Source organism: Kitasatospora sp. NPDC101235 (assembly GCF_044767505.1).
Classification (GTDB): Bacteria; Actinomycetota; Actinomycetes; order Streptomycetales; family Streptomycetaceae; genus Kitasatospora.
In genome coordinates, this window is sequence record NZ_JBIWNZ010000007.1 from 173,418 (window position 1) to 198,265 (window position 24,848).

A 24,848-nucleotide genomic window follows, 5' to 3' on the forward strand; every position below is an offset into this window, starting at 1 on the left:
CTGTCCTTTTGTCGACACTGGAGACTCTGGAGCCCGCGACGATGTACGACCCGGAACCCACCGACCGGCTGGTCACGGCCGCCGCCGACGGTGAGGACCAGGCGGTGGAGGCGGCGCTGCGCCCCAAGCTGCTGGACGAGTTCATCGGCCAGGAGCGGGTGCGCGAGCAGCTGTCGCTGGTGCTCCAGGCCGCCCGCAAGCGCGGCAGCGCGCCCGACCACGTGCTGCTGAGCGGGCCGCCCGGGCTCGGCAAGACCACCCTGTCCATGATCATCGCCGCCGAGCTGGGCGCCCCGATCCGGATCACCTCCGGCCCGGCCATCCAGCACGCCGGGGACCTCGCGGCGATCCTCTCCTCGCTCACCGAGGGCGAGGTGCTCTTCCTCGACGAGATCCACCGGATGTCCCGGCCGGCCGAGGAGATGCTCTACATGGCGATGGAGGACTTCCGGGTCGACGTGATCGTCGGCAAGGGCCCGGGCGCCACCGCCATCCCCCTGGAGCTGCCGCCCTTCACCCTGGTCGGTGCCACCACCCGGGCCGGCCTGCTGCCGCCGCCGCTGCGCGACCGCTTCGGTTTCACCGGGCACATGGAGTTCTACGCCCCGGCCGAGCTCCAGCGGGTGGTGCACCGCTCGGCTGCGCTGCTGGACGTGGAGATAGACCCGGCCGGCGCGGCCGAGATCGCCGGGCGCTCGCGCGGCACCCCGCGGATCGCCAACCGGCTGCTGCGCCGGGTCCGCGACTACGCCCAGGTCCGGCACGACGGCCAGGTCACCGCCGAGATCGCCGCCCAGGCGCTGGACGTCTACGAGGTGGACGCCCGTGGCCTGGACCGGCTGGACCGCGCGGTGCTGGACGCGCTGCTGCGGCTGTTCGGCGGCGGCCCGGTCGGTTTGTCGACACTCGCGGTCGCCGTGGGGGAGGAGTCCGAGACGGTCGAGGAGGTCGCCGAGCCCTTCCTGGTCCGCGAGGGCCTGCTCGCCCGCACTCCGCGCGGCCGGATCGCTACCGCGGCCGCGTGGCAGCACCTCGGGCTCACCCCGCCGGTCCAGACCACTCGCGGAAGCGTTCCGGCGCAGCCGGAGCTGTTCCCCGCCGACGAAAGTTGACCGCCATCGGCTGAACGGGTGACTTCGGGCGGGTCGGTTCCCACCCGGCGCCGCCGTGGTGGCACAGGGAGAAGTCCGGAGCGAGATCCGGGGAAACTGTGCAGGCGGAAGGTCGCCACTTTCGGCGGCAGGATGCGATGCTTGGCGTTGTCCGATCGATTCGGGGTCGCCTAGACTCCGCCGGACCGCCCCTCTCACCTGACGGGCCGACCAATACCACACAGGCCGCCGGCCGGCGGCCCGTAAAGGACCCTGGCTGCAGTGAACCTCATCATCCTTCTCCTCCCGATCATCGCGATCGTGCTCATGTTCCGGTCGCAGAAGAAGCGCCAGCAGCAGATGCAGCAGATGCAGACCGCGCTGGAGCCCGGGGCGGGGGTGCGCACCATCGGTGGCCTGTACGCCCAGGTGAAGGCGGTCAACGAGGAGACCGTCGAGCTGGAGATCGCGCCCGGCGTGGTCACCCACTTCACCAAGAGCGCCATCGCGGCCGTCCTGGAGCCCCAGGAGTACGACGCGATCATCAACGGCCGCCCCGCCGATGACGAGCTGCCCGAGCCGGAGGCCGAGGACGCCGAGCCGGTCGAGGACAAGCCGCTGACGCTCACCAAGGACAGCGCCGAGAAGGGCGATGCCGAGGGCGGGGCTCCCGCGAGCAAGTAGTACGGCCGGGCAACCCGCCCGGTCGCGCGGCGCAGTGCCGCGAGCCCACAGGACCTCAGGGCCGCCCAACCGCCGTACCCCCGTCCCGACATCCGCCGGCCGGGGGTACGGCCGGGGGAGTGGCATGGACAGGGAGAAACGAGCAAGGTGGCAACACCCAAGTCGCGCCCGCGCGACGGCTACCCAGGGCGGGCGCTGGCCCTCATCCTGGTCGTCACCGTCGGACTGGTCGCCCTCATGTTCGGGAACGGCACCACCAAGCCCCGGCTCGGGATCGATCTCGCCGGCGGCACCAGCATCACGCTGACCGCGAAGTCGACCGACCCCAAGGCGCTCAACAAGTCCAACATGGACATCGCCGTCGGGATCATCGAGCGCCGCGTCAACGGGATGGGTGTCTCCGAGGCGGAGGTCCAGACCCAGGGCTCGGACACGATCATCGTGAACATCCCCAAGGGCGGCAACCAGCAGAACGCGGCGGACCAGGTGGGTACCACCGCCGAGCTGTTCTTCCGCCCGGTCCTGGCCGTGGCCCCCAGCGGCATCACCGCCCCGGCGCCGACCGACACCCCGTCCGCGGGCGCCACCGGCACCCCGGGTGCGGCCCCGTCCGCCGGCGCCACCCCGCCCGCGGGTGCCGCGACCGGCACCCCGTCCGCGACCGCGAGCGCGACCAAGCAGGGCCGCGCCGCGAGTGAGGCGCTGGCCGCCGAGGGCGCCAGCCCGACCGCCGCCGCCACCGGCGCCGCGAGCGCCGCGCCCTCCGCCACCGGCAGCGCGGCCCCGGCCGCCGGCGCCCCGAGCGCCCCGGCCGCCCCGTCGGCCGCCGATCTCAGCGCCGCGATGACCCAGGGCACCGTGCCGCCGGAGCTGGCCGCACAGTTCGCCGCCCTGGACTGCTCCAAGCCCGAGGTCCGCGCCGCCCAGACCGGCGCCGAGGACAAGCCCGTCGTCGCCTGCTCCCAGAAGGCCGAGAAGGGCTACTACGAGAAGCTGGCCCTCGGCCCCGCGGCCGTGAAGGGCGCGGACGTCTCCAAGGCCCAGGCCACCATCGACACCCAGACCGGTGCGGGCTGGCAGGTCCAGCTCCAGTTCGACAACGCCGGCACCGACGCCTTCGCCAAGGTCACCGGCCAGCTGGCCACCCAGGCCCCGCCGACCAACCAGTTCGCCATCGTGCTGGACAACCAGGTCGTCTCCCACCCGCAGGTCAACGGGCCGATCCCGGGTGGCAGCGCGGTCATCACCGGCCAGTTCAAGCAGGCCGAGGCGCAGGACCTCGCCAACGTGCTGAGCTACGGCGCCCTGCCGCTGGAGTTCAGCAAGAGCGACGTCACCACCGTCTCCCCGGCGCTCGGCAGCGACCAGCTCAAGGCCGGTCTGGTCGCCGGCGCGATCGGCATGATCCTGGTGGTCGCCTACTCGCTGATCTACTACCGCGGCCTCGGCCTGGTCTCGATCGCCGGTCTGCTCGTCTCGGCGGCCCTGACCTACTCGATCATGAGCCTGCTCGGCAGCGCGATCGGCTTCGCGCTGAACCTGCCGGCGGTCTGCGGTGCGATCGTCGCGATCGGTATCACCGCCGACTCCTTCATCGTCTACTTCGAGCGCATCCGCGACGAGGTCCGCGAGGGTGCCCCGCTGCGCCCGGCGGTCCAGCGGGCCTGGCCGCGCGCCCGGCGCACCATCCTGGTCTCGGACTTCGTGTCCTTCCTCTGTGCCGCCGTGCTCTACGTGGTCTCGGTCGGCAAGGTCCAGGGCTTCGCGTTCACCCTGGGTCTGACCACCGCGCTCGACGTCGTGGTGATCTTCCTCTTCACCAAGCCGCTGATCACGCTGCTGGCCCGCCGGAAGTTCTTCCTGAACGGTCACCCGTGGTCCGGCCTGGACCCGAAGCGGCTGGGCGCCCGCCCGCCGCTGCGCAGCAGCCGTCGCCGTAGCCCCTCCTCTGCCGCCGTGAAGGAGGCCTGACACCGTGTCACGCTTCTCCAACCTGGGCCACCGGCTCTACCAGGGCGAAGTCAGCTTCGACTTCGTCGGTCGCCGCAAGCTCTGGTACTCCATCTCCGGCGTGATCGTGCTGGTCGCGGCGATCGGCCTGACCATGGGCCTGCACCTGGGCATCGAGTTCAAGGGCGGCTCGGTCTACACCGTGTCCAAGCCGGGGCTGACGGTCTCCCAGGCGCAGGACACGGCGAACGGGGTCGTCTCCGAGCACCCGCTGGTCCAGTCGACCGACAACGGCAAGATCCGCATCCAGGTCAGCACCGAGGAGCCGAAGAGCTCGGACCAGGTCCGCTCCGAGCTCTCGCAGAAGTTCGGTGTGCCGCTGGACACCGTCGAGGCCCAGGTGATCGGCCCCAGCTGGGGCAAGCAGATCTCCCAGAAGGCGCTCACCGGTCTGATCGTCTTCATGATCCTGGTGACGGTCTACCTGGCGATCGCCTTCGAGTGGCGGATGGCGGTGTCCGCCCTGGTCGCCCTCATCCACGACCTCCTGATCACCATCGGCGTGTACGCCCTGGTGGGCTTCGAGGTCACCCCGGGTACGGTGATCGGCTTCCTGACCATCCTCGGTTACTCGCTCTACGACACGGTCGTCGTCTTCGACACCGTGAAGGAGAACACCAAGGGGATCACCAAGCAGAACAAGCTCACCTACAGCGAGGCGGCCAACGCGGGCCTCAACCAGACCCTGGTGCGCTCGCTCAACACCACCGTGGTGGCGCTGCTGCCGGTCGCCGCGCTGCTGTTCATCGGTGGCGGCATCCTGGGCGCCGGCACCCTGAACGACATCTCGCTCGCGCTGTTCATCGGCCTCGCGGCCGGTGCCTACTCCTCGATCTGCGTCGCCACCCCGCTGCTGGCGCAGCTCAAGGAGGAGCAGCCGGAGATGAAGGCGCTGCGCAAGCGGGTCCTGCAGCACCGGGCCGCCAAGGCCGAGGCCGCGGACGCCGTCGCGGTGGACGAGGGGCCGACGGGCGAGGAGCAGCCTGCGGGTATGGTCGGACAGCGCGGCCGGTCGGCCGGCACCACCCGTGCCAAGGGCCGTCCGTCCACCAAGCGCTGACCCCGGCCACGACGCCGAGGCCCCACCGGACCGTTAAGGACTGAACCGTGACCACCGCCGACACCGCACTGGCCGAGCTGCTGAACAGCCGGATCCGGGACGTCCCGGACTACCCGAAGCCGGGTGTGCTGTTCAAGGACATCGCGCCGCTGCTCGCCGACGCCGAGGCCTTCGGCGCCCTCACCCGGGCGCTGGCGGACCGGGCCGCGGAGCTCGGTGCGACCAAGGTGGTGGGCCTGGAGGCGCGCGGCTTCGTGCTGGCGGCCCCGGCGGCCTTCGCGGCCGGGCTCGGCTTCGTGCCGATCCGCAAGCAGGGCAAGCTGCCCGGCGAGGTGTTCCGGCGCTCGTACGAGCTGGAGTACGGCTCGGCGACGCTGGAGGTGCAGTGCGACGCCTTCGCGCCCGGTGAGCGGGTGCTGGTGGTGGACGACGTGCTGGCCACCGGTGGCACCATCGGCGCCTCGCTGGACCTGGTGAAGGAGGCCGGGGCCCAGCTGGTGGGCGTCGTGGTGCTGATGGAGCTGGGCTTCCTGGACGGCCGCGAGCGGCTGGCCGGGCACCTCGACGGCGCTCCGCTGGAGACGCTGGTCACGATCTGAGGGATCTGTCAGGAGGACGGCGGTCGGAACATCCGACCGCCGTCCTGCTGTTTCCTGGCCCGGCCGGATGAACACCCCGGCGCCCGGCTCGGTACCATGAAGATTCATCCCCTCCCGGTTGTTCCCGACCGTTCGGGCCTCGGCAGGGGTCGGCCCCGGTGCCCCGAGGAGTTGTCCTTGCCCGACGAGGTTGTGCCCACGGCCGCAGCGGCCACCCCCGAAAACCGTCCCACGCCCTCGGGGGCCACCCCGGCACGCCCGGCGCCGACCTCCTCGCGCTCGCTCGGCCCCTCCGGCCGCGGCTCCACCGGCGGCATGCGGGCCCGGCTGGCCCGCCTGGGCGGCCAGCGCTCCAGCGTGCTCAACCCCGTCCTGGAGCCGCTGTTCCGCTCGATCCGGGCCAACGACCCCAAGGCCGACCCGGCACTGCTGCGCGACATCGAGCGCGCCTACGCGGTGGCCGAGAAGTGGCACCGCGGGCAGAAGCGCAAGAGCGGCGACCCGTACATCACCCACCCGCTGGCCGTCGCGACGATCCTGGCCGAGCTCGGGATGGACGCCCCGACCCTGATGGCCGGGCTGCTGCACGACACCGTCGAGGACACCGACTACGGCCTGGAGACCCTGCGCAAGGAGTTCGGCGACTCGGTGGCGCTGCTGGTGGACGGCGTCACCAAGCTGGACCGGGTCAAGTTCGGCGAGGCCGCGCAGGCCGAGACCGTCCGCAAGATGGTCGTGGCGATGGCCAAGGACCCGCGGGTCCTGGTGATCAAGCTGGCCGACCGCCTGCACAACATGCGCACGATGCGCTACCTCAAGCGGGAGAAGCAGGAGAAGAAGGCCCGCGAGACGCTGGAGATCTACGCCCCGCTGGCGCACCGGCTGGGCATGAACACCATCAAGTGGGAGCTGGAGGACCTCGCCTTCGCGATCCTCTACCCCAAGATGTACGACGAGATCGTCCGGCTGGTCGCCGAGCGCGCCCCCAAGCGGGACGAGTACCTGGCGACCGTCATCGACCAGGTCCAGGCGGACCTGCGCGGCGCCCGGATCACCGCCTCCGTCACCGGCCGGCCGAAGCACTACTACTCGGTCTACCAGAAGATGATCGTCCGGGGCCGGGACTTCGCCGAGATCTACGACCTGGTGGGCATCCGGGTCCTGGTCGACACCGTCCGCGACTGTTACGCGGCACTGGGCACCATCCACGCGCGGTGGAACCCGGTGCCGGGGCGGTTCAAGGACTACATCGCGATGCCCAAGTTCAACATGTACCAGTCGCTGCACACCACGGTGATCGGTCCCGGGGGCAAGCCGGTCGAGCTGCAGATCCGCACCTTCGACATGCACCGGCGGGCCGAGTACGGCATCGCCGCGCACTGGAAGTACAAGCAGCGCGCGGTGGCCGGGGCGTCCAAGGTCCGCACCGACACCCCGACCCAGGTCCGCAAGGACGACAAGGCCGGCGCCGTCAACGAGATGGCCTGGCTGCGGCAGCTGCTGGACTGGCAGAAGGAGACCGCCGACCCGGGCGAGTTCCTGGAGTCGCTCCGCTTCGACCTGGCCAGCAACGAGGTCTTCGTCTTCACCCCCAAGGGTGACGTGATAGCCCTGCCGGCCGGGGCGACCCCGGTCGACTTCGCCTTCGCGGTGCACACCGAGGTCGGCTACCGGACGATAGGCGCCAGGGTCAACGGGCGGCTGGTGCCGCTGGAGTCGACCCTGGAGAACGGCGACACCGTCGAGGTGTTCACCTCCAAGGCGGAGAACGCCGGTCCGTCCCGCGACTGGCTGGGCTTCGTCAAGTCGCCGCGCGCCCGCAACAAGATCCGCGCCTGGTTCTCCAAGGAGCGCCGCGAGGAGGCGATCGAGCACGGCAAGGAGGCGATCGTCCGGGCGATGCGCAAGCAGGGCCTGCCGATCCAGCGCATCCTGACCGGCGACTCGCTGGTCACCCTGGCCCACGAGATGCGCTACCCCGACATCTCCTCGCTCTACGCCGCGATCGGCGAGGGCCACGTCGCCGCGCCGAACATCGTGCAGAAGCTGGTCCAGGCGCTCGGCGGCGAGGAGGGCGCGACCGAGGACCTGGCGGAGACCGCCACCCCGACCCACGACAACCGCCGCGCGGTGCGCCGCCGGGCCAAGGGCGACCCGGGCGTGATCGTCAAGGGCGTCGAGGACGTCTGGGTCAAGCTCTCCCGCTGCTGCACCCCGGTGCCGGGCGACCCGATTGTCGGCTTCGTGACCCGCGGCAACGGCGTCTCGGTGCACCGCGCCGACTGCGTCAACGTGGAGGCGCTGAGCCAGCAGCCGGAACGCATGATCGACGTCGAGTGGGCGGCCACCCAGTCCTCGGTCTTCCTGGTGGCCATCCAGGTCGAGGCGCTGGACCGCTCCCGGCTGCTCTCGGACGTCACCCGGGTGCTCTCCGACCAGCACGTCAACATCCTGTCGGCTGCGGTGCAGACCTCCCGGGACCGGGTGGCGATGAGCCGCTTCACCTTCGAGATGGGCGACCCGAAGCACCTGGGCCACGTGCTCAAGGCGGTGCGCGGCGTCGAGGGCGTGTACGACGTCTACCGCGTCACCTCCGCCCGCAAGTAGGCGGCGCCCTCTGCCCGAAAGCAGCAGCGACGAAGGCCCCCGGGAGTGCTCCCGGGGGCCTTCGTCGTTCAGGGCGTCAGGGCGGTCAGCCGCTGAACTCATCCTGGCTCTTGTGCGCCTGCTCCAGCAGGGTCTGCACGCCGGCCAGCTCGGACTCCAGCTTGGCCACCTTGGAGGCGTTGCCGGCCGCGCGGGCCTTGTCCAGGTCGGCCTGGATCTTGTCGGCCTTCGCCTGGAACAGGCCCACCATGCCGGCCGCGCGGGCCTTGGCCTCCGGGTTGGAGCGCTTCCACTCGGCGTCCTCGGCCTCGCGGATGGCCCGCTCGACCGCGTTCAGCCGGCCGTCCAGCTTCGGACGGACCTCGCGCGGCACGTGCCCGATCGCCTCCCAGCGCTCGTTGACCTCGCGCAGCGCGGCCTTGGCGGCCTTGAGGTCGGTGATCGGCAGGATCGCCTCGGCCTCGGCGGCCAGCGCCTCCTTGAGCTTCTGGTTGGCCACCTGCTCGGCGTCCCGCTCGCTGAACACCGCGGAGCGGGCCTGGAAGAAGACGTCCTGGGCGCCGCGGAACCGCGCCCACAGCTCGTCCTCGATGTCCCGCTGGGCCCGGCCGGCGGCCTTCCAGCGCGCCATCAGGTCGCGGTAGGCGGCCGCGGTGCTGCCCCACTCCGTGGACGAGGACAGCGCCTCGGCCTCGGCGACCAGCGCCTCCTTGGTCTGCCGGGCCTTGTCGCGCTCGGCGTCCAGGGTGGCGAAGTGCGCCTTGCGGTGCTTGGAGAAGACCGAGCGGGCGTGCGAGAAGCGGTGCCACAGCTCGTCGTCACTCTTGCGGTCCAGCCGCGGCAGGCCCTTCCAGGTGTCCACCAGGGCGCGCAGCCGGTCCCCGGCCTCCCGCCACTGGGTGGACTCGGCAAGCCGCTCGGCCTCGGCGACCAGGGCCTCCTTGGCCCCGCGGGCCTCGTCCTGGGCCTTGGCGCGGGCGGCCTTGCGCTCCTCGCGCCGGCTCTCGATCTCGCCGGCGAGCGTGTCCAGCCGCTTCGCCAGGGACTCCAGGTCGCCGACCGCGTGCCCCTCGACCACCTGGGCGCGCAGGTGCTCCAGCGCGGTTTGGGCGTCCTTGGCGGCCAGGTCGGTGGTGCGCACCCGCTTCTCCAGCAGGCCGATCTCCACCTCGATGCCCTGGTACTTGCGCTCGAAGTAGGCGAGGGCCTCCTCGGGCGAGCCGGCCTGCCAGGAACCGACGACGCGTTCACCGTCGGCCGTCCTGACGTAGACCGTGCCCTGCTCGTCCACACGGCCCCACGGGTCGCTGCTCATAGCGCGTCCTCCACATGACGTCGCGCCCGCGCCGGGGCGGCGCGCGTCCGTCGTCCACAGTTGATGTGCGACGGACCGAAAGAGTCCGCCGTCCCCGTCCGCCGTGCCTTGCTGCCGAGGGTGACGGCTAGGCGGGTCCGGGCACCCTATACAACGCCAACATAGGCGACCAGGACCGGTGCTGTCCGCATCCGGGCCGGGCGATTTCCGTCCGGGGCCGTGCGGGAGCGGCGCGCAGGCCCCTCGCGGACGGCCCCGGAGGCGGTCAACCCTTCGCCACCGTAACGGAGTTGAAGGTGACGTCGGCCATCGGGTGGCCGTCCGACGAGCCCTCCAGGGTGCCCGCGGCGGCGATCTTCTGCACCACGTCGAGGCCGCCGGTGACCTTGCCGAAGGGGGTGTAGTTCGGCGGCAGCTTGGTGTCCTTGTAGACCAGGAAGAACTGGCTGCCGTTGGTGCCCGGGCCGGAGTTGGCCATCGCCACGGTGCCGGCCGGGTAGGTCGCGCCGGTCAGGTTCTCGTCCGCGAACTTGTAGCCGGGGCCGCCGGAGCCGCCCGGGACGGTCGCGCTGGCCGTCGGGTCGCCGCACTGGAGCACGTAGATGCCGTCGGTGGTGAGGCGGTGGCACTTGGTGTGGTCGAAGTACTGCTCGCCGGCCAGGAAGGCGAAGGAGTTCACGGTGTGCGGGGCCTTGGCCGCGTCCAGCGCGATCGTCACCTTGCCGCAGTTGCTGTCCAGCGTCATGGCGTACGAACCGCTCGGGTCGATCGTCATGGGCGGCTCGGCCTGCCACTGCTTGCCGTTCGGCGCGCCCGGCGCCGGGGCGGTGCAGCCCTCGACCGGCTTGCGGGTCGGGGTGGTCGGCTCCCCGGCGTCGGTCGGCACGGGCTGGGCGCTCTTCGCGGCCGAGGACTTCTTGTCGCCCTTGTCGTCCGAGCTGAACGCGCCGGTGGCGATCAGGGTGCCACCGCCGGCCAGCAGCACGACGGCGAGCGAGGCGCCCAGGATCGTGTTGCGCCGCCTGCGCGCGGCCTGGGCCGCGACCCGGCGCTCCAACTGGCGCTCGTACTTCTCTCGGGCGAGCTGCCGCCGCCGCTGTTCGCTGCTGACCACCGGCCGTGTCTCCTACGGATGTGCGGGAAAAGTGGATGGATTCCGGAGCGGATCATCGCATCCCTCGGCGGCCAAGTGTAGGGACCGGGCCTGTAAGAACGCGGTGAACCTGCCGAGCCGCGGCGCCCCGTCACCCCTGTCTGGTTCGCAACCGGACCCGCGGCGCCGGTAGGCTGCACCTACATCACCACTGGCAGCATCACCACCGGCAGCCGCCGAAGCCGACCGCCGCACACCCGAAGGACGCGCGTGTTCATCGCCGGATTCCCCGCTGGAGCCTGGGGCACCAACTGCTACCTGGTCGCTCCGGCGGCGGGCGAGGAGTGCGTCATCGTCGATCCGGGCCACCAGGCGGCCCGCGGCGTCGAGGAAATGGTCCGCGAGCACCGGCTGAAGCCCGTCGCCGTGCTGCTCACCCACGGCCACATCGACCACGTGGCCTCGGTGGTCCCGGTCTGCGGCGCCCGCGGCGTCCCGGCCTGGATCCACCCCGAGGACCGGTACATGATGTCCGACCCGGAGAAGGCGCTCGGCCGCTCCCTGGGCACCCAGCTGATGGGCGAGCTCACCGTCGGCGAGCCCGACGACGTGCGCGAGCTCACCGACGGCAGCGTGCTGGAGCTGGCCGGCCTGAAGCTCACCGTGGACCACGCCCCGGGCCATACCGGGGGGTCGGTGACCTTCCGGACGCCCGGTGCCGAGGACCTCCCCCCGGTGCTCTTCTCGGGCGACCTGCTGTTCGCCGGCTCCATAGGGCGTACCGACCTCCCGGGCGGGGACAGCGAGGCGATCATGAACTCGCTGGCCCGGGTGTGCCTGCCCCTCGACGACTCCACCGTGGTCCTCTCCGGCCACGGCGGTCAGACCACCATCGGCCGCGAGCGCGCCACCAACCCCTACCTCCGACAGGCAGCAGGGGCGGCGGGCGCCCCGGCTTTCCCGCGACGAGGAATGTGACGGAAGAGAAGTTGAGCACCTTCACCGCCCCCAAGGGCACCTACGACCTGCTGCCCCCGAGCTCCGCGACCTTCCTGGCGATCCGCGACCGGCTCTCCGAGCCGTCCCGCCGGGCCGGTTACGGATACGTCGAGACCCCGGTCTTCGAGGACGTGAAGCTGTTCTCCCGCGGCGTCGGCGAGTCCACCGACATCGTCACCAAGGAGATGTACACCCTCACCACCAAGGGCGGCGACGAGCTCGCGCTGCGCCCCGAGGGCACCGCGCCGGTGCTGCGCGCCGCCCTCCAGGCCAACCTGCACAAGCAGGGCAACCTGCCGGTCAAGCTCTGGTACTCCGCCTCGTACTACCGCTACGAGCGTGCCCAGAAGGGCCGCTACCGCCAGTTCTCCCAGGTCGGTGCCGAGGCGATCGGGGCCGAGGACCCGGCGCTGGACGCCGAGCTGATCATCCTGGCCGACGACGCGTTCCGCTCGCTCGGCGTGCGGAACTACTCGCTGCTGCTCAACAGCCTCGGCGACAAGCAGTGCCGCCCGGTCTACCGCGCCGCCCTGATCGAGTTCCTGGCCGGCCTGGACCTGGACGAGGACACCCGTCGCCGCGCCGAGATCAACCCGCTGCGCGTCCTCGACGACAAGCGCGAGGCGGTGCAGGCCCAGCTGGTCGACGCCCCGATGCTGCGCGACTACCTGTGCGAGGACTGCAAGGCGTACGACGAGAAGGTCCGCGAGCTGCTCACCGCGGCGGGCGTGGCCTTCGTGGACGACCCCAAGCTGGTGCGCGGCCTGGACTACTACACCCGCACCACCTTCGAGTTCGTGCACAACGGCCTCGGCGCCCAGTCCGCGATCGGCGGCGGCGGCCGCTACGACGGCCTGTCCGAGATGATCGGCGGCCCGGCGCTGCCGTCCGTCGGCTGGGCGCTCGGCGTGGACCGCACCTACCTCGCGATGGAGGCCGAGGGCGTCACCCTCGACCTTCCGGCCGCCACCTCCGTCTACGCCGTCGCGCTCGGCGAGGAGGCCAAGAACATCCTGTTCGCCAAGGTGATCGAGCTGCGCCGGGCCGGCGTGGCCACCGACCTCGCTTTCGGCGTCAAGAGCATCAAGAACGCCATGAAGTCCGCCGACCGGTCCGGCGCCCGCTTCGCCCTGATCGCCGGGGACCGGGACCTCGCCGAGGGCGTTGTCCAGCTCAAGGACCTGAGCACCGGCGAGCAGACCCCCGTCGCCCTCGACGCACTCGTCACCACCCTGAAGGAGAAGCAGCTGTGATCCGCACGCACGACGCGGGCACGCTCCGCCCGGAGCACGCAGGCACCACCGTCACCCTGGCCGGCTGGGTCGCCCGCCGCCGCGACCACGGCGGCGTCGCCTTCATCGACCTGCGCGACGCCTCCGGCACCGTGCAGATCGTGGTCCGCGACCTCGACTCGGTGCACGGCCTGCGCGCCGAGTACTGCGTCAAGGTCGTCGGCGACGTCCGGGTCCGCCCCGAGGGCAACGAGAACCCGGACATCCCGACCGGTGCGGTCGAGGTCGTCGTCAGCGGGATCGAGGTGCTCTCCGAGGCCGCCCCGCTGCCCTTCCCGGTCGCCGAGTACGAGCCGGGCACGGTCAACGAGGAGGTCCGGCTGCGCTACCGCTACCTGGACCTGCGCCGCGAGGGCCCGGCCAAGGGCCTGCGGCTGCGCTCGAAGGTCAACAACATCATCCGCCGGGTGATGGAGGAGAACGACTTCCTCGACATCGAGACGCCGTACCTCACCCGCTCCACCCCCGAGGGCGCTCGCGACTTCCTGGTCCCGGTCCGCCTCCAGCCCGGCCACTGGTACGCGCTGCCGCAGTCGCCCCAGCTGTTCAAGCAGCTGCTGATGGTGGCCGGCATGGAGCGCTACTACCAGATCGCCCGCTGCTTCCGCGACGAGGACTTCCGCGCCGACCGGCAGCCGGAGTTCACCCAGCTGGACATCGAGGCCTCGTTCGTCGACCAGGAGGACGTCCTGGCCCTCGGCGAGAAGATCGTCGGTGCCGTCTGGCGCGAGGTGCACGGCTACGAGATCCCCAACCCGCTGCCGCGGATGACCTACGCGGACGCCATGGGCCGCTACGGCTCGGACAAGCCGGACGTCCGCTTCGGCCAGGAACTCACCGACCTGACCGAGTACTTCAAGGGCACCGACTTCCGCGTCTTCCAGGCCCCGTACGTCGGCGCCGTGGTCATGCCCGGCGGCGCCTCGCAGCCGCGCAAGCAGCTGGACGCCTGGCAGGACTGGGCCAAGGCGCGCGGCGCCAAGGGTCTGGCGTACGTCCTCATCGACGCCGAGACCGGCGAGCTGCGCGGCCCGGTCGCCAAGAACCTCTCCGAGGAGCACCTGGCCGGCCTCGCCGCCGCCGCGGGCGCCAAGAACGGCGACGCGATCTTCTTCGCGGCCGGCAAGGAGCGCGCCTCGCAGGAGCTGCTCGGCGCCGCCCGTCTGGAGATCGGCCGCCGCTGCGAGCTGATCGACGAGTCCAAGTGGGCCTTCCTCTGGGTCGTCGACTTCCCGATGTTCGAGCCGATCGAGGACGACAAGGGCCAGTTCCAGGGCTGGCACGCGGTGCACCACCCGTTCACCGCCCCGACCGCGGAGTCGCTGGCCACCTTCGACACCGACCCGGGCTCGGCGCTGTCCAACGCCTACGACCTGGTCCTCAACGGCTCGGAGCTGGGCGGCGGTTCGATCCGTATCCACCAGCGCGACGTGCAGAAGCGGGCGTTCGACGCGATCGGCCTCTCCGAGGAGGAGGCGGCCTCGCAGTTCGGCTTCCTGCTGGACGCCTTCAACTACGGCCCGCCGCCGCACGGCGGTGTCGCCTTCGGCCTGGACCGGATCGTCACCCTGCTGGGCGGGTACGACACCATCCGGGACGTCATCGCCTTCCCGAAGACGTCCACCGGCGGCGACCCGCTGACCGGCGCCCCGACCCCGATCACCCCGGCGCAGCGCCGCGAGGCCGGCGTGGACGCCCAGCCGAAGGTCCGCGAGGACGCCAAGGGCGAGGCTCAGCCCAAGTCCTGACACCGCGTCATTCGCTAACCTGCAACGGCCCCGGACGGCCCACCTGCCGTCCGGGGCCGGTCCACAACGGTGTGTGACACAGGGAGGGTTGACTCATGAAGGTCACAACGAGAGTCGAATGTCCGCAGGACGCCCCGGCGACCAGACGCGTCCACATGGCCGCGTTCCCCGGCCCGGACGAGGCGGACCTGGTGGACGCGCTGCGCCGCGACCCGGCCTGGCTGCCCGGCCTGTCCGTGGTGGCGGTCGACGAGGCGGGGCTGGTGATCGGGCACGCGCTGCTGACCCGGCTGCGGGTCGGCGGTGGCAAGGGGCTGGCGCTCGCGCCGGTCGCGGTGGCGCCCGAGTGGCAGCGCCGGGGCGTCGGCGAGCTGGTCGTCCGGGCCGCGCTGGCGGCGGCCGAGGAGGCGGGCGAGAAGCTCGTGGTCGTCCTCGGCGACCCGGAGTACTACGCGCGGTTCGGCTTCGCGCCGGCCGGGCGGCACGCGGTCACCGGCCCGTTCGAGGTGCCGGAGGCGTACTTCCAGGCGCTGCCGCTGGCGGCGTACGACGGCGGCCCGCGCGGGCTCTGCCGCTACCCCGAGCCCTTCGTCGCGGTCTAGGGCCGACGTCCGTCCCGCTCGGTTCCGACCGCGGTCTCGACCCGCTCCTTTCCGATCCGCCCGCTCCGACCTGCGAGTTCGCCGTGCTGCGCCTACGGTGAGTGTGCATCAGCATCAGTCGGACGGAGGATCAGAGGGTGGCGCAGGAGCAGCGGACCGCGAAGCCGAAGCAGTTGGCGAGGAGGTCGTACGAGCGGGAGCTACTGCGGCTGCAGCAGGAGCTGGTGAAGCTCCAGGAGTGGGTGCGGGCCGAGGGAGCCCGGCTGGTGGTGGTCTTCGAGGGACGTGACGCCGCGGGCAAGGGCGGAGCGATCAAGCGGGTGACGGAGTACCTGAACCCGCGCATCGCCCGGGTCGCGGCGCTGCCCACGCCGACCGAGCGGCAGAAGACCCAGTGGTACTTCCAGCGGTACGTCGAGCACCTGCCGGCGGCCGGGGAGATCGTGCTGTTCGACCGCAGCTGGTACAACCGCGCCGGGGTCGAGCGGGTGATGGGCTTCTGCACCGACGAGGAGTACTGGCAGTTCCTGCACCAGTGCCCGACCTTCGAGCGGATGCTGATCGAGGCGGGCATCCTGCTGCGCAAGTACTGGTTCTCGGTGAGCGACACCGAGCAGGAACGGCGGTTCCGGGACCGGCTGGAGGACCCGATGAAGCGCTGGAAGCTGTCCCCGATGGACGTCGAGTCGATCACCCGCTGGGAGGACTACTCGCGGGCCAAGGACGAGATGTTCATCCACACCGACATCCCGGACTCGCCCTGGCACGTGGTGGAGAGCGACGACAAGCGCCGGGCCCGGATCAACATGATCGCCCACCTGCTGTCCACCGTGCCGTACCAGGAGATCGAGGCGCCGCAGATCAAACTGCCGCCCCGCCCGGCCTCGCGCGGCTACCAGCGGCCCCCGCGCGACCTGCAGAAGTACGTCCCGGACCACGCCGTCGGGCTGGAGTAGGGCGCTTCCCGTGGGTCTTGGCGGGCTGTCCGGGGCCTCGCATAGGCTTCCGGTGTGGACGAACCGGACCTCTTCACCGCCGCAGCCGAGGAACGCCAGACCAGGGAGCCCGGCCGGGCGCCGCTGGCCGTACGGATGCGTCCGCGCACCCTGGACGAGGTGGCCGGGCAGCGGCAGCTGCTGAAGCCCGGCTCGCCGCTGCGCCGGCTGGTCGGGGGCTCGCGCGGTCCGGCGGCGACCAGCTCGGTGATCCTCTGGGGGCCGCCCGGCACCGGCAAGACCACCCTGGCGCACGTGATCAGCCAGGCGGTCGAGGGCCGCTTCGTGGAGCTGTCCGCGATCACCGCCGGGGTCAAGGAGGTCCGGGCGGTGATCGACGGCGCCCGGCGGGCGGTCGGGATGTCCGGCCGGGAGACGGTGCTCTTCCTGGACGAGATCCACCGCTTCTCCAAGGCCCAGCAGGACTCACTGCTGCCGGCCGTGGAGAACCGCTGGGTCACCCTGATCGCGGCGACCACGGAGAACCCGTACTTCTCGGTGATCTCCCCGCTGCTGTCCCGCTCGCTGCTGCTCACCCTGGAGTCGCTGACCGACGAGGACATCCGGGCGCTGCTGCGCCGCGCGGTGACCGACGAGCGCGGTCTGGAGGGCGCGCTGGAGCTGTCCGCGGAGGCCGAGGACCATCTGGTGCGGCTGGCCGGCGGGGACGCCCGGCGGGCGCTCACCACACTGGAGGCGGCGGCCGGGGCGGCGCTGGAGAAGGGTGAGTCCAGCATCACGCTGGCCACCACCGAGACGGCGGTCAACCACGCGGCGGTGCGCTACGACAAGGACGGCGACCAGCACTACGACGTGGCGAGCGCGCTGATCAAGTCGATCCGCGGCAGCGACGTGGACGCCACCCTGCACTACCTGGCCCGGATGATCGAGGCGGGGGAGGACCCGCGCTTCATCGCCCGCCGGCTGATGATCTCGGCCAGCGAGGACGTCGGCCTGGCGGATCCGACGGCCCTGCAGACGGCGGTGGCAGCGGCCCAGGCGGTGGCCCTGATCGGCTTCCCGGAGGCCCGGATCATCCTCTCCCAGGCGGCCATCGCACTGGCCCTGGCACCCAAGTCCAACGCCGCCTACCTGGCGATCGACGCGGCGCTGGCGGACGTCCGGCAGGGCCTGGCGGGCGCGGTCCCGTCCCACCTGCGGGACGCGCACTACGGCGGCGCGGGCAAGCTCGGCCACGGCAAGGGCTACCGGTACCCGCACGACCTGCCGGAGGGCATCGCCGCCCAGCAGTACGCGCCGGACGCGGTGCACGGCAAGGAGTACTACCAGCCGACCAGGCGCGGCGGCGAGGCCCGGTACGCGGACGTGGTGGAGTGGACGCGCGGGCGGCTGCGAGGGGAGCGCAGGATGGAGAGGAAGGCCGAGAAGAAGACCGGGAAGGCGCCGGAGAAGCCGGAGCAGAGGACCGAGCAGCAGCCCGGGGAAAAGGGCGAGTGATCCACCGGTATACTTCGTCGAAGTGCCATGTCTCGGGACGGCGGCGGGGGAGACCCCACCGACCGGCCGCACCAGCGGGACATCGGCGGTAGGCCTCCTCCGGGAGGCCCGCACCAGGAGCGTCGCGCACCGTCATCGGTGTCGCGGGCGGCCCAGGTTTCTGGGCCGGTCCGTGTGACCAGCACTTCCGTGCCCGGCTCCGGAGAGCGGCTGACCCCATCGCGCAGGTGGCGGGGTTTTCTCCGGGTCGCGACATGCGACCTCCGTCAACACCTGGTGAAGCCGTATTCGTAAGCAAGGAAGGTTTGGTTCATGGCGAACCAGAAGCGTCCCAAGGTCAAGATCGCGCGCGCGCTCGGTGTGCCGCTGACCCCGAAGTCCGTCAAGTACTTCGAGGCCCGCCCGTACCCGCCCGGCCAGCACGGCCGTGGCCGCAAGCAGAACTCGGACTACAAGGTCCGTCTGCTCGAGAAGCAGCGTCTTCGCGCCCAGTACGACCTGAGCGAGAAGCAGCTGTCGCGCGCGTTCGACCGCGCCAAGAAGGCCGAGGGCAAGACCGGTGAGGCGCTCGTCGCCGAGCTGGAGACCCGTCTGGACTCGCTGGTGCTGCGTTCGGGCATCGCCCGGACCATCTACCAGGCCCGCCAGATGGTCGTCCACGGCCACATCGAGGTCAACGGTGGCAAGGTCAACAAGCCGTCGTTCCAGATGAAGCCGGGCTACGTGGTGACCGTCCGCGAGCGCAGCAAGGAGAAGGTCCCCTTCCAGGTCGCCCGTGAGGGTGGCTACGCGGGTGAGGGCCAGACCCCGAAGTACCTCGAGGTCAACCTGAAGGCCCTGGCCTTCCGCCTGGACCGTGCGCCGCAGCGCAAGGAGGTCCCGGTGATCTGTGACGAGCAGCTGGTTGTCGAGTACTACTCGCGCTGACCCGGTTCCGCTCTTCGCGACACCACGAGCGAGCCCCCGCCGCCTTTCGAGGCGGCGGGGGCTCGCCCCTTTTCTCCGCTGCTACAGGCTCTCGCCGGTCATCGCGGCGGCCAGCCGCAGGTGCGGGCGGGCCTCCTCGGCGCGGCCCTGGCGCTCCAGGGTGCGGCCGAGCATCAGCCGGGCGTAGTCCTCGGCCGGGTCGGCCTCCAGGATCCGCAGCAGCTCGGCCTCGGCGCGGCCGAGCTGGGCGGAGTGGTAGTAGCTGCGGGCCAGCAGCAGCCGGACGGAGAGGTTGGCCGGCTCCTCGGCCAGCACGCCTTCGAGCATGCGGGCCGCGTCGGTGTACGCCTTGGAATCGAAGTAGAACTTCGCCATGCGGTACTCGTTGGCGGCGTTGTGGACGGCCATGATGCTCCTTCCGGGCGGTTCCTTGCCTCCTCAAGCAATCGGCAAGTTCCAACTATTCCGGACCGGCCCCGGCCCCGGCCCCGGCCGCACCCGGACCCGGGCTCCCCGGGCTGTGCCGTCCGGTCCCCGGCCGAAGGCTGCACCCCGTGTTCCGGGCCGGACCGTCGCGGTCCGGACGTGCGTCGGGCCGTACGGGCGACGTTCTGCCAGGCAGAACGAGGTGACCGGCCGGTAGGTTGCGCGCGCGGATCGCACACCCGACCGGATCGCCGGGGAAAGAACCCGGTCCGGAAACCGGGCGTGGGCGCGATAGGGTTCCCTCTGAAGAGCTGCAAGGCGAGGGAGCGCGCAAAGGTGTCCGTGGGAGAGCTGGCCGGATTGCTCGTCGCCGTGTTCTGGGCGGTCCTGGTCACCCTGCTCGCCGTGGTGCTGGTCCGCCTCTCCCGGGTGCTCAAGGAGGCCGCCGTCCTGGTCTCCGCGGTCACCGATCAGGCCGTGCCGCTGCTGACCGACGCGGGCGCCGCCGTGCGCAGCGCCAACGAGCAGCTGGAGCGGGTGGACGAGATCACCGCCAACGTGCAGGACGCCGCCGCCAACGCCAACGCGCTCTCCTCCACCGTGGCCGCCACCCTGGGCGGACCGCTGGTGAAGGTCGCGGCGTTCAGCTACGGCGTGCGCAAGGCCGTCGCCCGGCAGCAGGGCGGCCTGCCGCCGGTGCCGTCACAGGCCGGCGAGCGCGAGGAGCTGGCCCGGCTGGTCCGGGCCGAGGTGCGCGCCGCGACCGCGCCCAGGAGCGGCCTGTTCTCCCGGGTCCGGCGCGCGGTGAGGGGCTGACGGCATGGTGCGACGCATCTTCTGGATGGCGGTCGGCGCCGGCGCCACCGTCTGGGCCATGAACAAGGCCAACGAGGCCGTGCACCGGCTCACCCCGGACAGCCTCTCCGGCACCGCCGCCCGCGGTGCACTGCACCTGGGCGATCTGGCCAAGCAGTTCGCCCAGGACGTGAAGGCCGGCATGGCCGAGCGCGAGGACCAGCTGAAGGACGACCTCGGGCTGCACGGCACCGCCGTGGTGGAGCCCCGCAGCGCCCGCCGCGCCCGCCCGTCGCCCGCCACCACCCTTCTCGGGAAACGCTCCGCGTTGCCCCCCTCGGGCGAGCCGCAGTACCGAGCTATCTCGGCGGCGCCCGGTAGCCCGGCCGCCGCCCTGCCTCCGTCCCGCACCCGCTCTGCGCCCAGCGGTGCCCGCACCACCCCCCGGACCACTGAAGAAACGCCCCGCCGTGCCCTGCCGCCGCGGGGCGGCACCCCGAACGGAAGGACCACTAATGGAGTCGGCTGAGATCCGCCGCCGCTGGCTGCGCTTCTTCGAGGAGCGCGGTCACACCGTCGTTCCGTCGGCGTCCCTGGTCGCCGACGACCCCACCCTGCTGCTCGTCAATGCCGGCATGGTGCCGTTCAAGCCCTACTTCCTGGGCGAGGTCAAGCCGCAGTTCTCGCGCGCCACCAGCGTCCAGAAGTGCGTGCGCACCCTGGACATCGAGGAGGTCGGGAAGACCACCCGGCACGGCTCCTTCTTCCAGATGTGCGGCAACTTCTCCTTCGGCGACTACTTCAAGGAAGGAGCCATCAAGTTCGCCTGGGAGCTGCTCACCACTCCCGTCGCGGACGGCGGCTACGGCCTGGAGAAGGAGAAGCTCTGGATCACCGTCTACAAGGACGACGACGAGGCCGAGCAGATCTGGCGTGACGTCATCGGCGTGCCCTCCGAGCGCATCCAGCGCCTGGGCATGAAGGACAACTTCTGGTCGATGGGCGTCCCCGGCCCGTGCGGCCCGTGCTCGGAGATCAACTACGACCGCGGCCCCGCGTACGGCGAGGAGGGCGGCCCGGCCGTCAACGGCGAGCGCTACCTGGAGATCTGGAACCTGGTCTTCATGCAGTACGAGCGCGGCCACGGCGACGGGAAGGACGGCTTCGAGATCCTCGGCGACCTGCCGAGCAAGAACATCGACACCGGCCTCGGCCTGGAGCGCCTCGCCGCCATCCTCCAGGACGTCGACAACCTCTTCGAGATCGACACCAGCCGGATGATCCTCGACCGCGCCGCCGAGCTCACCGGCCACACCTACGGCGCCGACCACAAGTCGGACATCTCGCTGCGCGTGGTCACCGACCACATCCGCACCGCGCTGATGCTGGTCGGCGACGGCGTCACCCCGGGCAACGAGGGCCGCGGCTACGTGCTGCGCCGCATCCTGCGCCGCGCCATCCGCAACATGCGCCTGCTGGGCGCCACCGAGCCGGTGGCCAAGGAGCTCATCGACGTCGCGATCAAGGCGATGGCCCCGCAGTACCCCGAGCTGGAGACCGACCGCAAGCGCATCGAAACGGTCGTCGTCGGCGAGGAGGCCGCCTTCCTCCAGACCCTGAAGGCCGGCACCAACCTGCTGGACGTCGCGGTCACCGAGACCAAGCAGTCCGGCGGCGCGGTGCTCTCCGGCGAGCAGGCCTTCAAGCTGCACGACACCTACGGCTTCCCGATCGACCTCACCCTGGAGATGGCCGAGGAGCAGGGCCTCCAGGTCGACGAGGCCGGCTTCCGCCGCCTGATGCAGGAGCAGCGGGACCGCGCCAAGGCGGACGCCAAGGCCAAGAAGATGGGCCACGCCGACGTCGCCGCGTACCGCGAGGTCGCCGACAAGTCCGGCGCCAGCGTCTTCACCGGCTACAGCCTGACCGAGGGCGAGGCCACCGTGGTCGGCCTGCTGGTGGACGGCGTCCCGGCGCCGGCCGCCTCCGAGGGCGACGAGGTCGAGATCATCCTCGACCGCACCCCGTTCTACGCCGAGGGCGGTGGCCAGCTCGCCGACCAGGGCCGGATCCGGCTGGAGTCCGGCGCGGTGGTGGAGATCCGCGACGTGCAGCAGCCCGTCCCGGGCGTCATCGTGCACTCCGGCGGGGTGCTGTTCGGCGAGGTCGTGCTGGGCTCCTCGGCGTACGCCACGATCGACACCGAGCGCCGCCGGGCGATCGCCCGCGCCCACTCGGCCACCCACCTGACCCACCAGGCGCTGCGCGACGCGCTCGGCCCGACGGCCGCCCAGGCCGGCTCCGAGAACGCCCCCGGCCGCTTCCGCTTCGACTTCGGCTCGCCCGCCGCCGTCCCGGGCAGCGTGCTGGTCGACGTCGAGCAGAAGATCAACGACGTGCTGACCCGCGAGCTGGAGGTCACCGCCGAGGTCATGACGATGGACCAGGCCCGCAAGGCCGGCGCCATCGCGATGTTCGGCGAGAAGTACGGCGACGAGGTCCGGGTCGTCACCATCGGCGACTTCTCCAAGGAGCTGTGCGGTGGCACCCACGTCGGCAACACCGCCCAGCTGGGCCTGGTGAAGCTGCTCGGCGAGTCCTCGATCGGCTCCGGCGTGCGCCGGGTCGAGGCGCTGGTCGGCAGCGACGCGTACCGCTTCCTGGCCCGTGAGCACACCGTGGTCTCCCAGCTCACCGAGCTGGTCAAGGGCCGCCCGGAGGAGCTGCCGGAGAAGATCTCGGGCATGCTCGCCAAGCTCAAGGACGCCGAGAAGGAGATCGAGCGCTTCCGCGCCGAGAAGGTGCTGGCCGCCGCGGCGGGCCTGGCCGACTCGGCCGAGGACGTGCACGGCATCGCCGTGGTCGCCGCGCAGGTCGCCGACGGCGTGGGCGCGGACGAGCTGCGCAAGCTGGTCCTGGACGTGCGCGGCCGGCTCGGCTCGCGCCCGGCCGTGGTCGCCGCCTTCACCGTGGCGAACGACCGCCCGCTGACCGTGATCGCCACCAACGAGGACGCCCGCGGCCGCGGCATCAAGGCCGGCGAGCTGGTCCGGACGGCCGCCAAGACCCTCGGCGGCGGCGGTGGCGGCAAGGACGACGTCGCCCAGGGCGGCGGATCCAACCCGGCCGCGGTCGGCGAGGCCATCGCCGCGGTGTGCGGCCTGGTCGCGGAGCGCGCCAGCTGATGGAGCAGGAGGAGAGGCCCTTCCGGCGGGGGCGGCGGATCGCCGTCGACGTCGGGGACGCCCGGATCGGGGTCGCGTCCTGCGACCCCGACGGGGTGCTCGCCACGCCCGTGGAGACCGTCCCGGCCGGGGTGAAGTCGCAGGCCAGGATCGCCGCCATCGTTGACGAGTACGGTGCGATGGAGGTGATCGTCGGGCTCCCGCGCTCGCTGAGCGGCAAGGAGGGCCCGGCGGCGGAGAAGGTCCGGGCGTACGCGGCCCGGCTGGCCAACCGGCTCTACCCGGTGCCGGTGCGGCTGGTGGACGAGCGGATGTCGACCGTCACCGCGACCCACGGGCTGCGCGCCTCGGGGGTCAAGGCGAAGAAGGGCCGCTCGGTGGTCGACCAGGCCGCCGCGGTGGTGATCCTCCAGACCGCCCTTGAGTCCGAACGGGTGAGCGGACGCCCGCCCGGTGAGAGCGTCGAGGCGGCCGGCTGACCGGCCTGGTTTAACGTCCCGTTGAGGGGTCCGTGCGGACGCGTCCGCACGGACCCCTTTCATTCGTTTCCGTGTCCGTTTTGGATCGATTCGCATCGATCCGGATCGATCTGGGACCGTCGAGGGGGCGCGAGCCATGACCGACCAGGACTTCCACCCGGGGCTCACGCCCGGACACCTGGGTGCGCCGGTGCTGGAGCCGGAGGGCCGTCCGCCGGGCGCGCCCCGCCCGCGCTTCGATGCGCCGGATCCGCGTCGGCGGCGCGACAGACTGGCCTGCGGGCTGACCGCTCTCGCGTTGGTCGCGGTGTTCGGCGGGATCGGGCTGACCGGGTACACCTGGCTGCAGTCGCAGCGCAGACCCCCGACCGCGGCCGACTTCCCCGGACCGGGCAACGGCAGCGTGCAGGTCTCGGTGCCGGAGGGCGCCGGCCTCTCCCAGATCGCGTCCGCGCTGGTCCGCAACGGGGTGGTGGCCAGCTCGCTCGCCTTCACCCGGGCCGCGAAGGGCAGCGCGGCGGCGGCCGGGCGGATCCAGCCCGGGACGTACACGCTGAAGCAGAAGATGTCGGCCGCGGCGGCGCTGGCGATCCTGATCGACCCGGCCAACGCCAACGGCCTGACCATCCCCGAGGGCTGGCGCGGCCACCAGATCTACGCGGCCATCGACCAGAAGCTGAACCTGCCCGAGGGCACCGCCCTGAAGACCGCCCAGGACCGCGGCGCGGAGCTCGGCCTGCCGGACTTCACCAACGGCAGCCCGGAGGGCTACCTGTTCCCGGCGACGTACAGCGTCACCGAGGACACCACCGCCTTCGACCTGCTGAAGCAGATGGTGGACCGGGCCGGCACGGAGTTCAACCGGGACGACGCCACCGTGGTCGCCCAGAACCTCGGGCAGAGCGTGTACGGGCTGGTCACCGTGGCCAGCATGGTCCAGGGCGAGGCCGACAACACCGAGGACATGGGCAAGGTGGCCCGGGTCATCTACAACCGGCTGGTCAAGGGCATGCCCCTGCAGCTGGACTCCACCATCAACTACGCGCTCGGCCGTTCGACCCTGAACACCTCGGTGACCGACACCAAGCTGGACTCCCCGTACAACACCTACCTGCACCCCGGGCTGCCGCCGAGCCCGATCTCCAACCCCGGGCGGCAGGCGATCACGGCGGCGCTGGACCCGACGCCGGGGGACTGGCTGTACTTCGTCACCGTGAAGCCGGGGGACACCCGCTTCACCGACAGCTTCGACGTGCAGCAACGCAACGTGGCGGAGTTCAACGCCAACCGGGCGGCGGCCAAGCCGAGCGCCCCGGTGCCGGGCCCGTCCTCCCACCCGGCGGCGCCGGGTGGGGCGGGGGCACCCTCGGGCGCCGGTGCGACGACACCGTGACGGTGTTGTGTGCCGTCGGTGAGATCGCTCACTGACGGTGCTTCCGCCCGGGCGGGGGTAAGGCTGCGGTACGGTAACGTCTCCCTCCAG

General features: G+C 71.6%; 21 protein-coding genes. 18 read left to right on the forward strand and 3 right to left on the reverse strand.

Features of this window, described 5'->3' with window-relative positions; all coding sequences use genetic code 11:
- Window positions 1-41: 41 nt before the first annotated feature.
- The 6 genes from ruvB to ACIRRH_RS14620 all read left to right on the forward strand — a co-directional run bounded on the left by ruvB (window position 42) and on the right by ACIRRH_RS14620 (window position 8,051).
- Window positions 42-1,112, forward strand: coding sequence for a Holliday junction branch migration DNA helicase RuvB (gene ruvB / locus ACIRRH_RS14595; RefSeq protein ID WP_403066534.1), 1,071 nt, complete (start codon window positions 42-44; stop codon window positions 1,110-1,112).
- Between the two features lie 261 nt (window positions 1,113-1,373).
- Window positions 1,374-1,775, forward strand: coding sequence for a preprotein translocase subunit YajC (gene yajC, locus ACIRRH_RS14600; protein ID WP_224278745.1), 402 nt, complete (start codon window positions 1,374-1,376; stop codon window positions 1,773-1,775).
- Window positions 1,776-1,922: 147 nt separating this feature from the next.
- Window positions 1,923-3,746, forward strand: coding sequence for a protein translocase subunit SecD (gene secD, locus ACIRRH_RS14605; RefSeq protein WP_403066537.1), 1,824 nt, complete (start codon window positions 1,923-1,925; stop codon window positions 3,744-3,746).
- A 4-nt stretch (window positions 3,747-3,750) separates the two neighbouring features.
- The gene (gene secF, locus ACIRRH_RS14610) at window positions 3,751-4,845 is read left to right on the forward strand and encodes a protein translocase subunit SecF (protein WP_403066539.1); all 1,095 of its coding nucleotides are present in this window, start codon (window positions 3,751-3,753) and stop codon (window positions 4,843-4,845) included.
- A 47-nt stretch (window positions 4,846-4,892) separates the two neighbouring features.
- Window positions 4,893-5,444, forward strand: coding sequence for an adenine phosphoribosyltransferase (locus ACIRRH_RS14615; protein WP_224281760.1), 552 nt, complete (start codon window positions 4,893-4,895; stop codon window positions 5,442-5,444).
- 96 nt (window positions 5,445-5,540) lie between these two features.
- Window positions 5,541-8,051, forward strand: coding sequence for a RelA/SpoT family protein (locus tag ACIRRH_RS14620; RefSeq protein ID WP_403066541.1), 2,511 nt, complete (start codon window positions 5,541-5,543; stop codon window positions 8,049-8,051).
- Window positions 8,052-8,136: 85 nt separating this feature from the next.
- Here ACIRRH_RS14620 and ACIRRH_RS14625 read toward each other — a convergent pair whose 3' ends face one another.
- Window positions 8,137-9,366 (reverse strand): DUF349 domain-containing protein, encoded by a 1,230-nt coding sequence (locus ACIRRH_RS14625; RefSeq protein WP_403066543.1) that lies wholly within the window; start codon window positions 9,364-9,366, stop codon window positions 8,137-8,139.
- Window positions 9,367-9,631: 265 nt separating this feature from the next.
- Window positions 9,632-10,480 (reverse strand): peptidylprolyl isomerase, encoded by an 849-nt coding sequence (locus ACIRRH_RS14630; protein ID WP_403066545.1) that lies wholly within the window; start codon window positions 10,478-10,480, stop codon window positions 9,632-9,634.
- A gap of 249 nt (window positions 10,481-10,729) precedes the next feature.
- On the opposite strand from ACIRRH_RS14630, the gene ACIRRH_RS14635 reads away from it, so the two are divergent.
- The 7 genes from ACIRRH_RS14635 to rpsD all read left to right on the forward strand — a co-directional run bounded on the left by ACIRRH_RS14635 (window position 10,730) and on the right by rpsD (window position 18,480).
- Complete coding sequence (locus ACIRRH_RS14635; protein ID WP_074002379.1) at window positions 10,730-11,437, forward strand: MBL fold metallo-hydrolase; 708 nt, start codon at window positions 10,730-10,732, stop codon at window positions 11,435-11,437.
- Between the two features lie 11 nt (window positions 11,438-11,448).
- Window positions 11,449-12,711: a histidine--tRNA ligase gene (gene hisS, locus ACIRRH_RS14640; protein WP_403066548.1), complete on the forward strand. Its 1,263-nt coding sequence runs from the start codon at window positions 11,449-11,451 to the stop codon at window positions 12,709-12,711.
- On the forward strand, window positions 12,708-14,498 hold the full coding sequence (gene aspS / locus ACIRRH_RS14645; protein ID WP_403066550.1) for an aspartate--tRNA ligase: 1,791 nt from the start codon (window positions 12,708-12,710) through the stop codon (window positions 14,496-14,498). The genes hisS and aspS overlap by 4 nt, the downstream gene beginning before the upstream one ends.
- A 95-nt stretch (window positions 14,499-14,593) precedes the next feature.
- A complete protein-coding gene (locus ACIRRH_RS14650; RefSeq protein WP_403066552.1) occupies window positions 14,594-15,100 on the forward strand; it encodes a GNAT family N-acetyltransferase in 507 nt (168 codons plus the stop codon).
- Window positions 15,101-15,237: 137 nt separating this feature from the next.
- Window positions 15,238-16,056 (forward strand): polyphosphate kinase 2, encoded by an 819-nt coding sequence (ppk2, locus tag ACIRRH_RS14655; RefSeq protein WP_403066554.1) that lies wholly within the window; start codon window positions 15,238-15,240, stop codon window positions 16,054-16,056.
- Between the two features lie 54 nt (window positions 16,057-16,110).
- Window positions 16,111-17,553, forward strand: coding sequence for a replication-associated recombination protein A (locus ACIRRH_RS14660; protein WP_403066556.1), 1,443 nt, complete (start codon window positions 16,111-16,113; stop codon window positions 17,551-17,553).
- A gap of 312 nt (window positions 17,554-17,865) precedes the next feature.
- On the forward strand, window positions 17,866-18,480 hold the full coding sequence (gene rpsD / locus ACIRRH_RS14665; protein ID WP_270148363.1) for a 30S ribosomal protein S4: 615 nt from the start codon (window positions 17,866-17,868) through the stop codon (window positions 18,478-18,480).
- Window positions 18,481-18,561: 81 nt separating this feature from the next.
- Here the strand turns inward: rpsD and ACIRRH_RS14670 are convergent, their stop codons facing one another.
- Window positions 18,562-18,888 (reverse strand): tetratricopeptide repeat protein, encoded by a 327-nt coding sequence (locus tag ACIRRH_RS14670; RefSeq protein ID WP_403066557.1) that lies wholly within the window; start codon window positions 18,886-18,888, stop codon window positions 18,562-18,564.
- Between the two features lie 354 nt (window positions 18,889-19,242).
- Between ACIRRH_RS14670 and ACIRRH_RS14675 the strand changes: the two genes are divergently transcribed.
- From ACIRRH_RS14675 to mltG, 5 genes are all read left to right on the forward strand, one after another.
- Entirely contained in the window at window positions 19,243-19,722 is a 480-nt protein-coding gene (locus ACIRRH_RS14675) for a DUF948 domain-containing protein (protein ID WP_403066559.1), read from the forward strand.
- 4 nt (window positions 19,723-19,726) lie between these two features.
- Window positions 19,727-20,230, forward strand: a complete 504-nt coding sequence (locus ACIRRH_RS14680) for a DUF6167 family protein (RefSeq protein ID WP_403066561.1) — start codon at window positions 19,727-19,729, stop codon at window positions 20,228-20,230.
- Complete coding sequence (gene alaS, locus ACIRRH_RS14685; protein ID WP_403066563.1) at window positions 20,217-22,886, forward strand: alanine--tRNA ligase; 2,670 nt, start codon at window positions 20,217-20,219, stop codon at window positions 22,884-22,886. Before ACIRRH_RS14680 ends, alaS begins: the two co-directional genes overlap by 14 nt.
- Window positions 22,886-23,365 (forward strand): Holliday junction resolvase RuvX, encoded by a 480-nt coding sequence (ruvX, locus tag ACIRRH_RS14690; RefSeq protein ID WP_224282406.1) that lies wholly within the window; start codon window positions 22,886-22,888, stop codon window positions 23,363-23,365. The genes alaS and ruvX overlap by 1 nt, the downstream gene beginning before the upstream one ends.
- Before the next feature lie 136 nt (window positions 23,366-23,501).
- Complete coding sequence (gene mltG / locus ACIRRH_RS14695) at window positions 23,502-24,758, forward strand: endolytic transglycosylase MltG (protein ID WP_403066565.1); 1,257 nt, start codon at window positions 23,502-23,504, stop codon at window positions 24,756-24,758.
- Window positions 24,759-24,848: the final 90 nt, after the last annotated feature.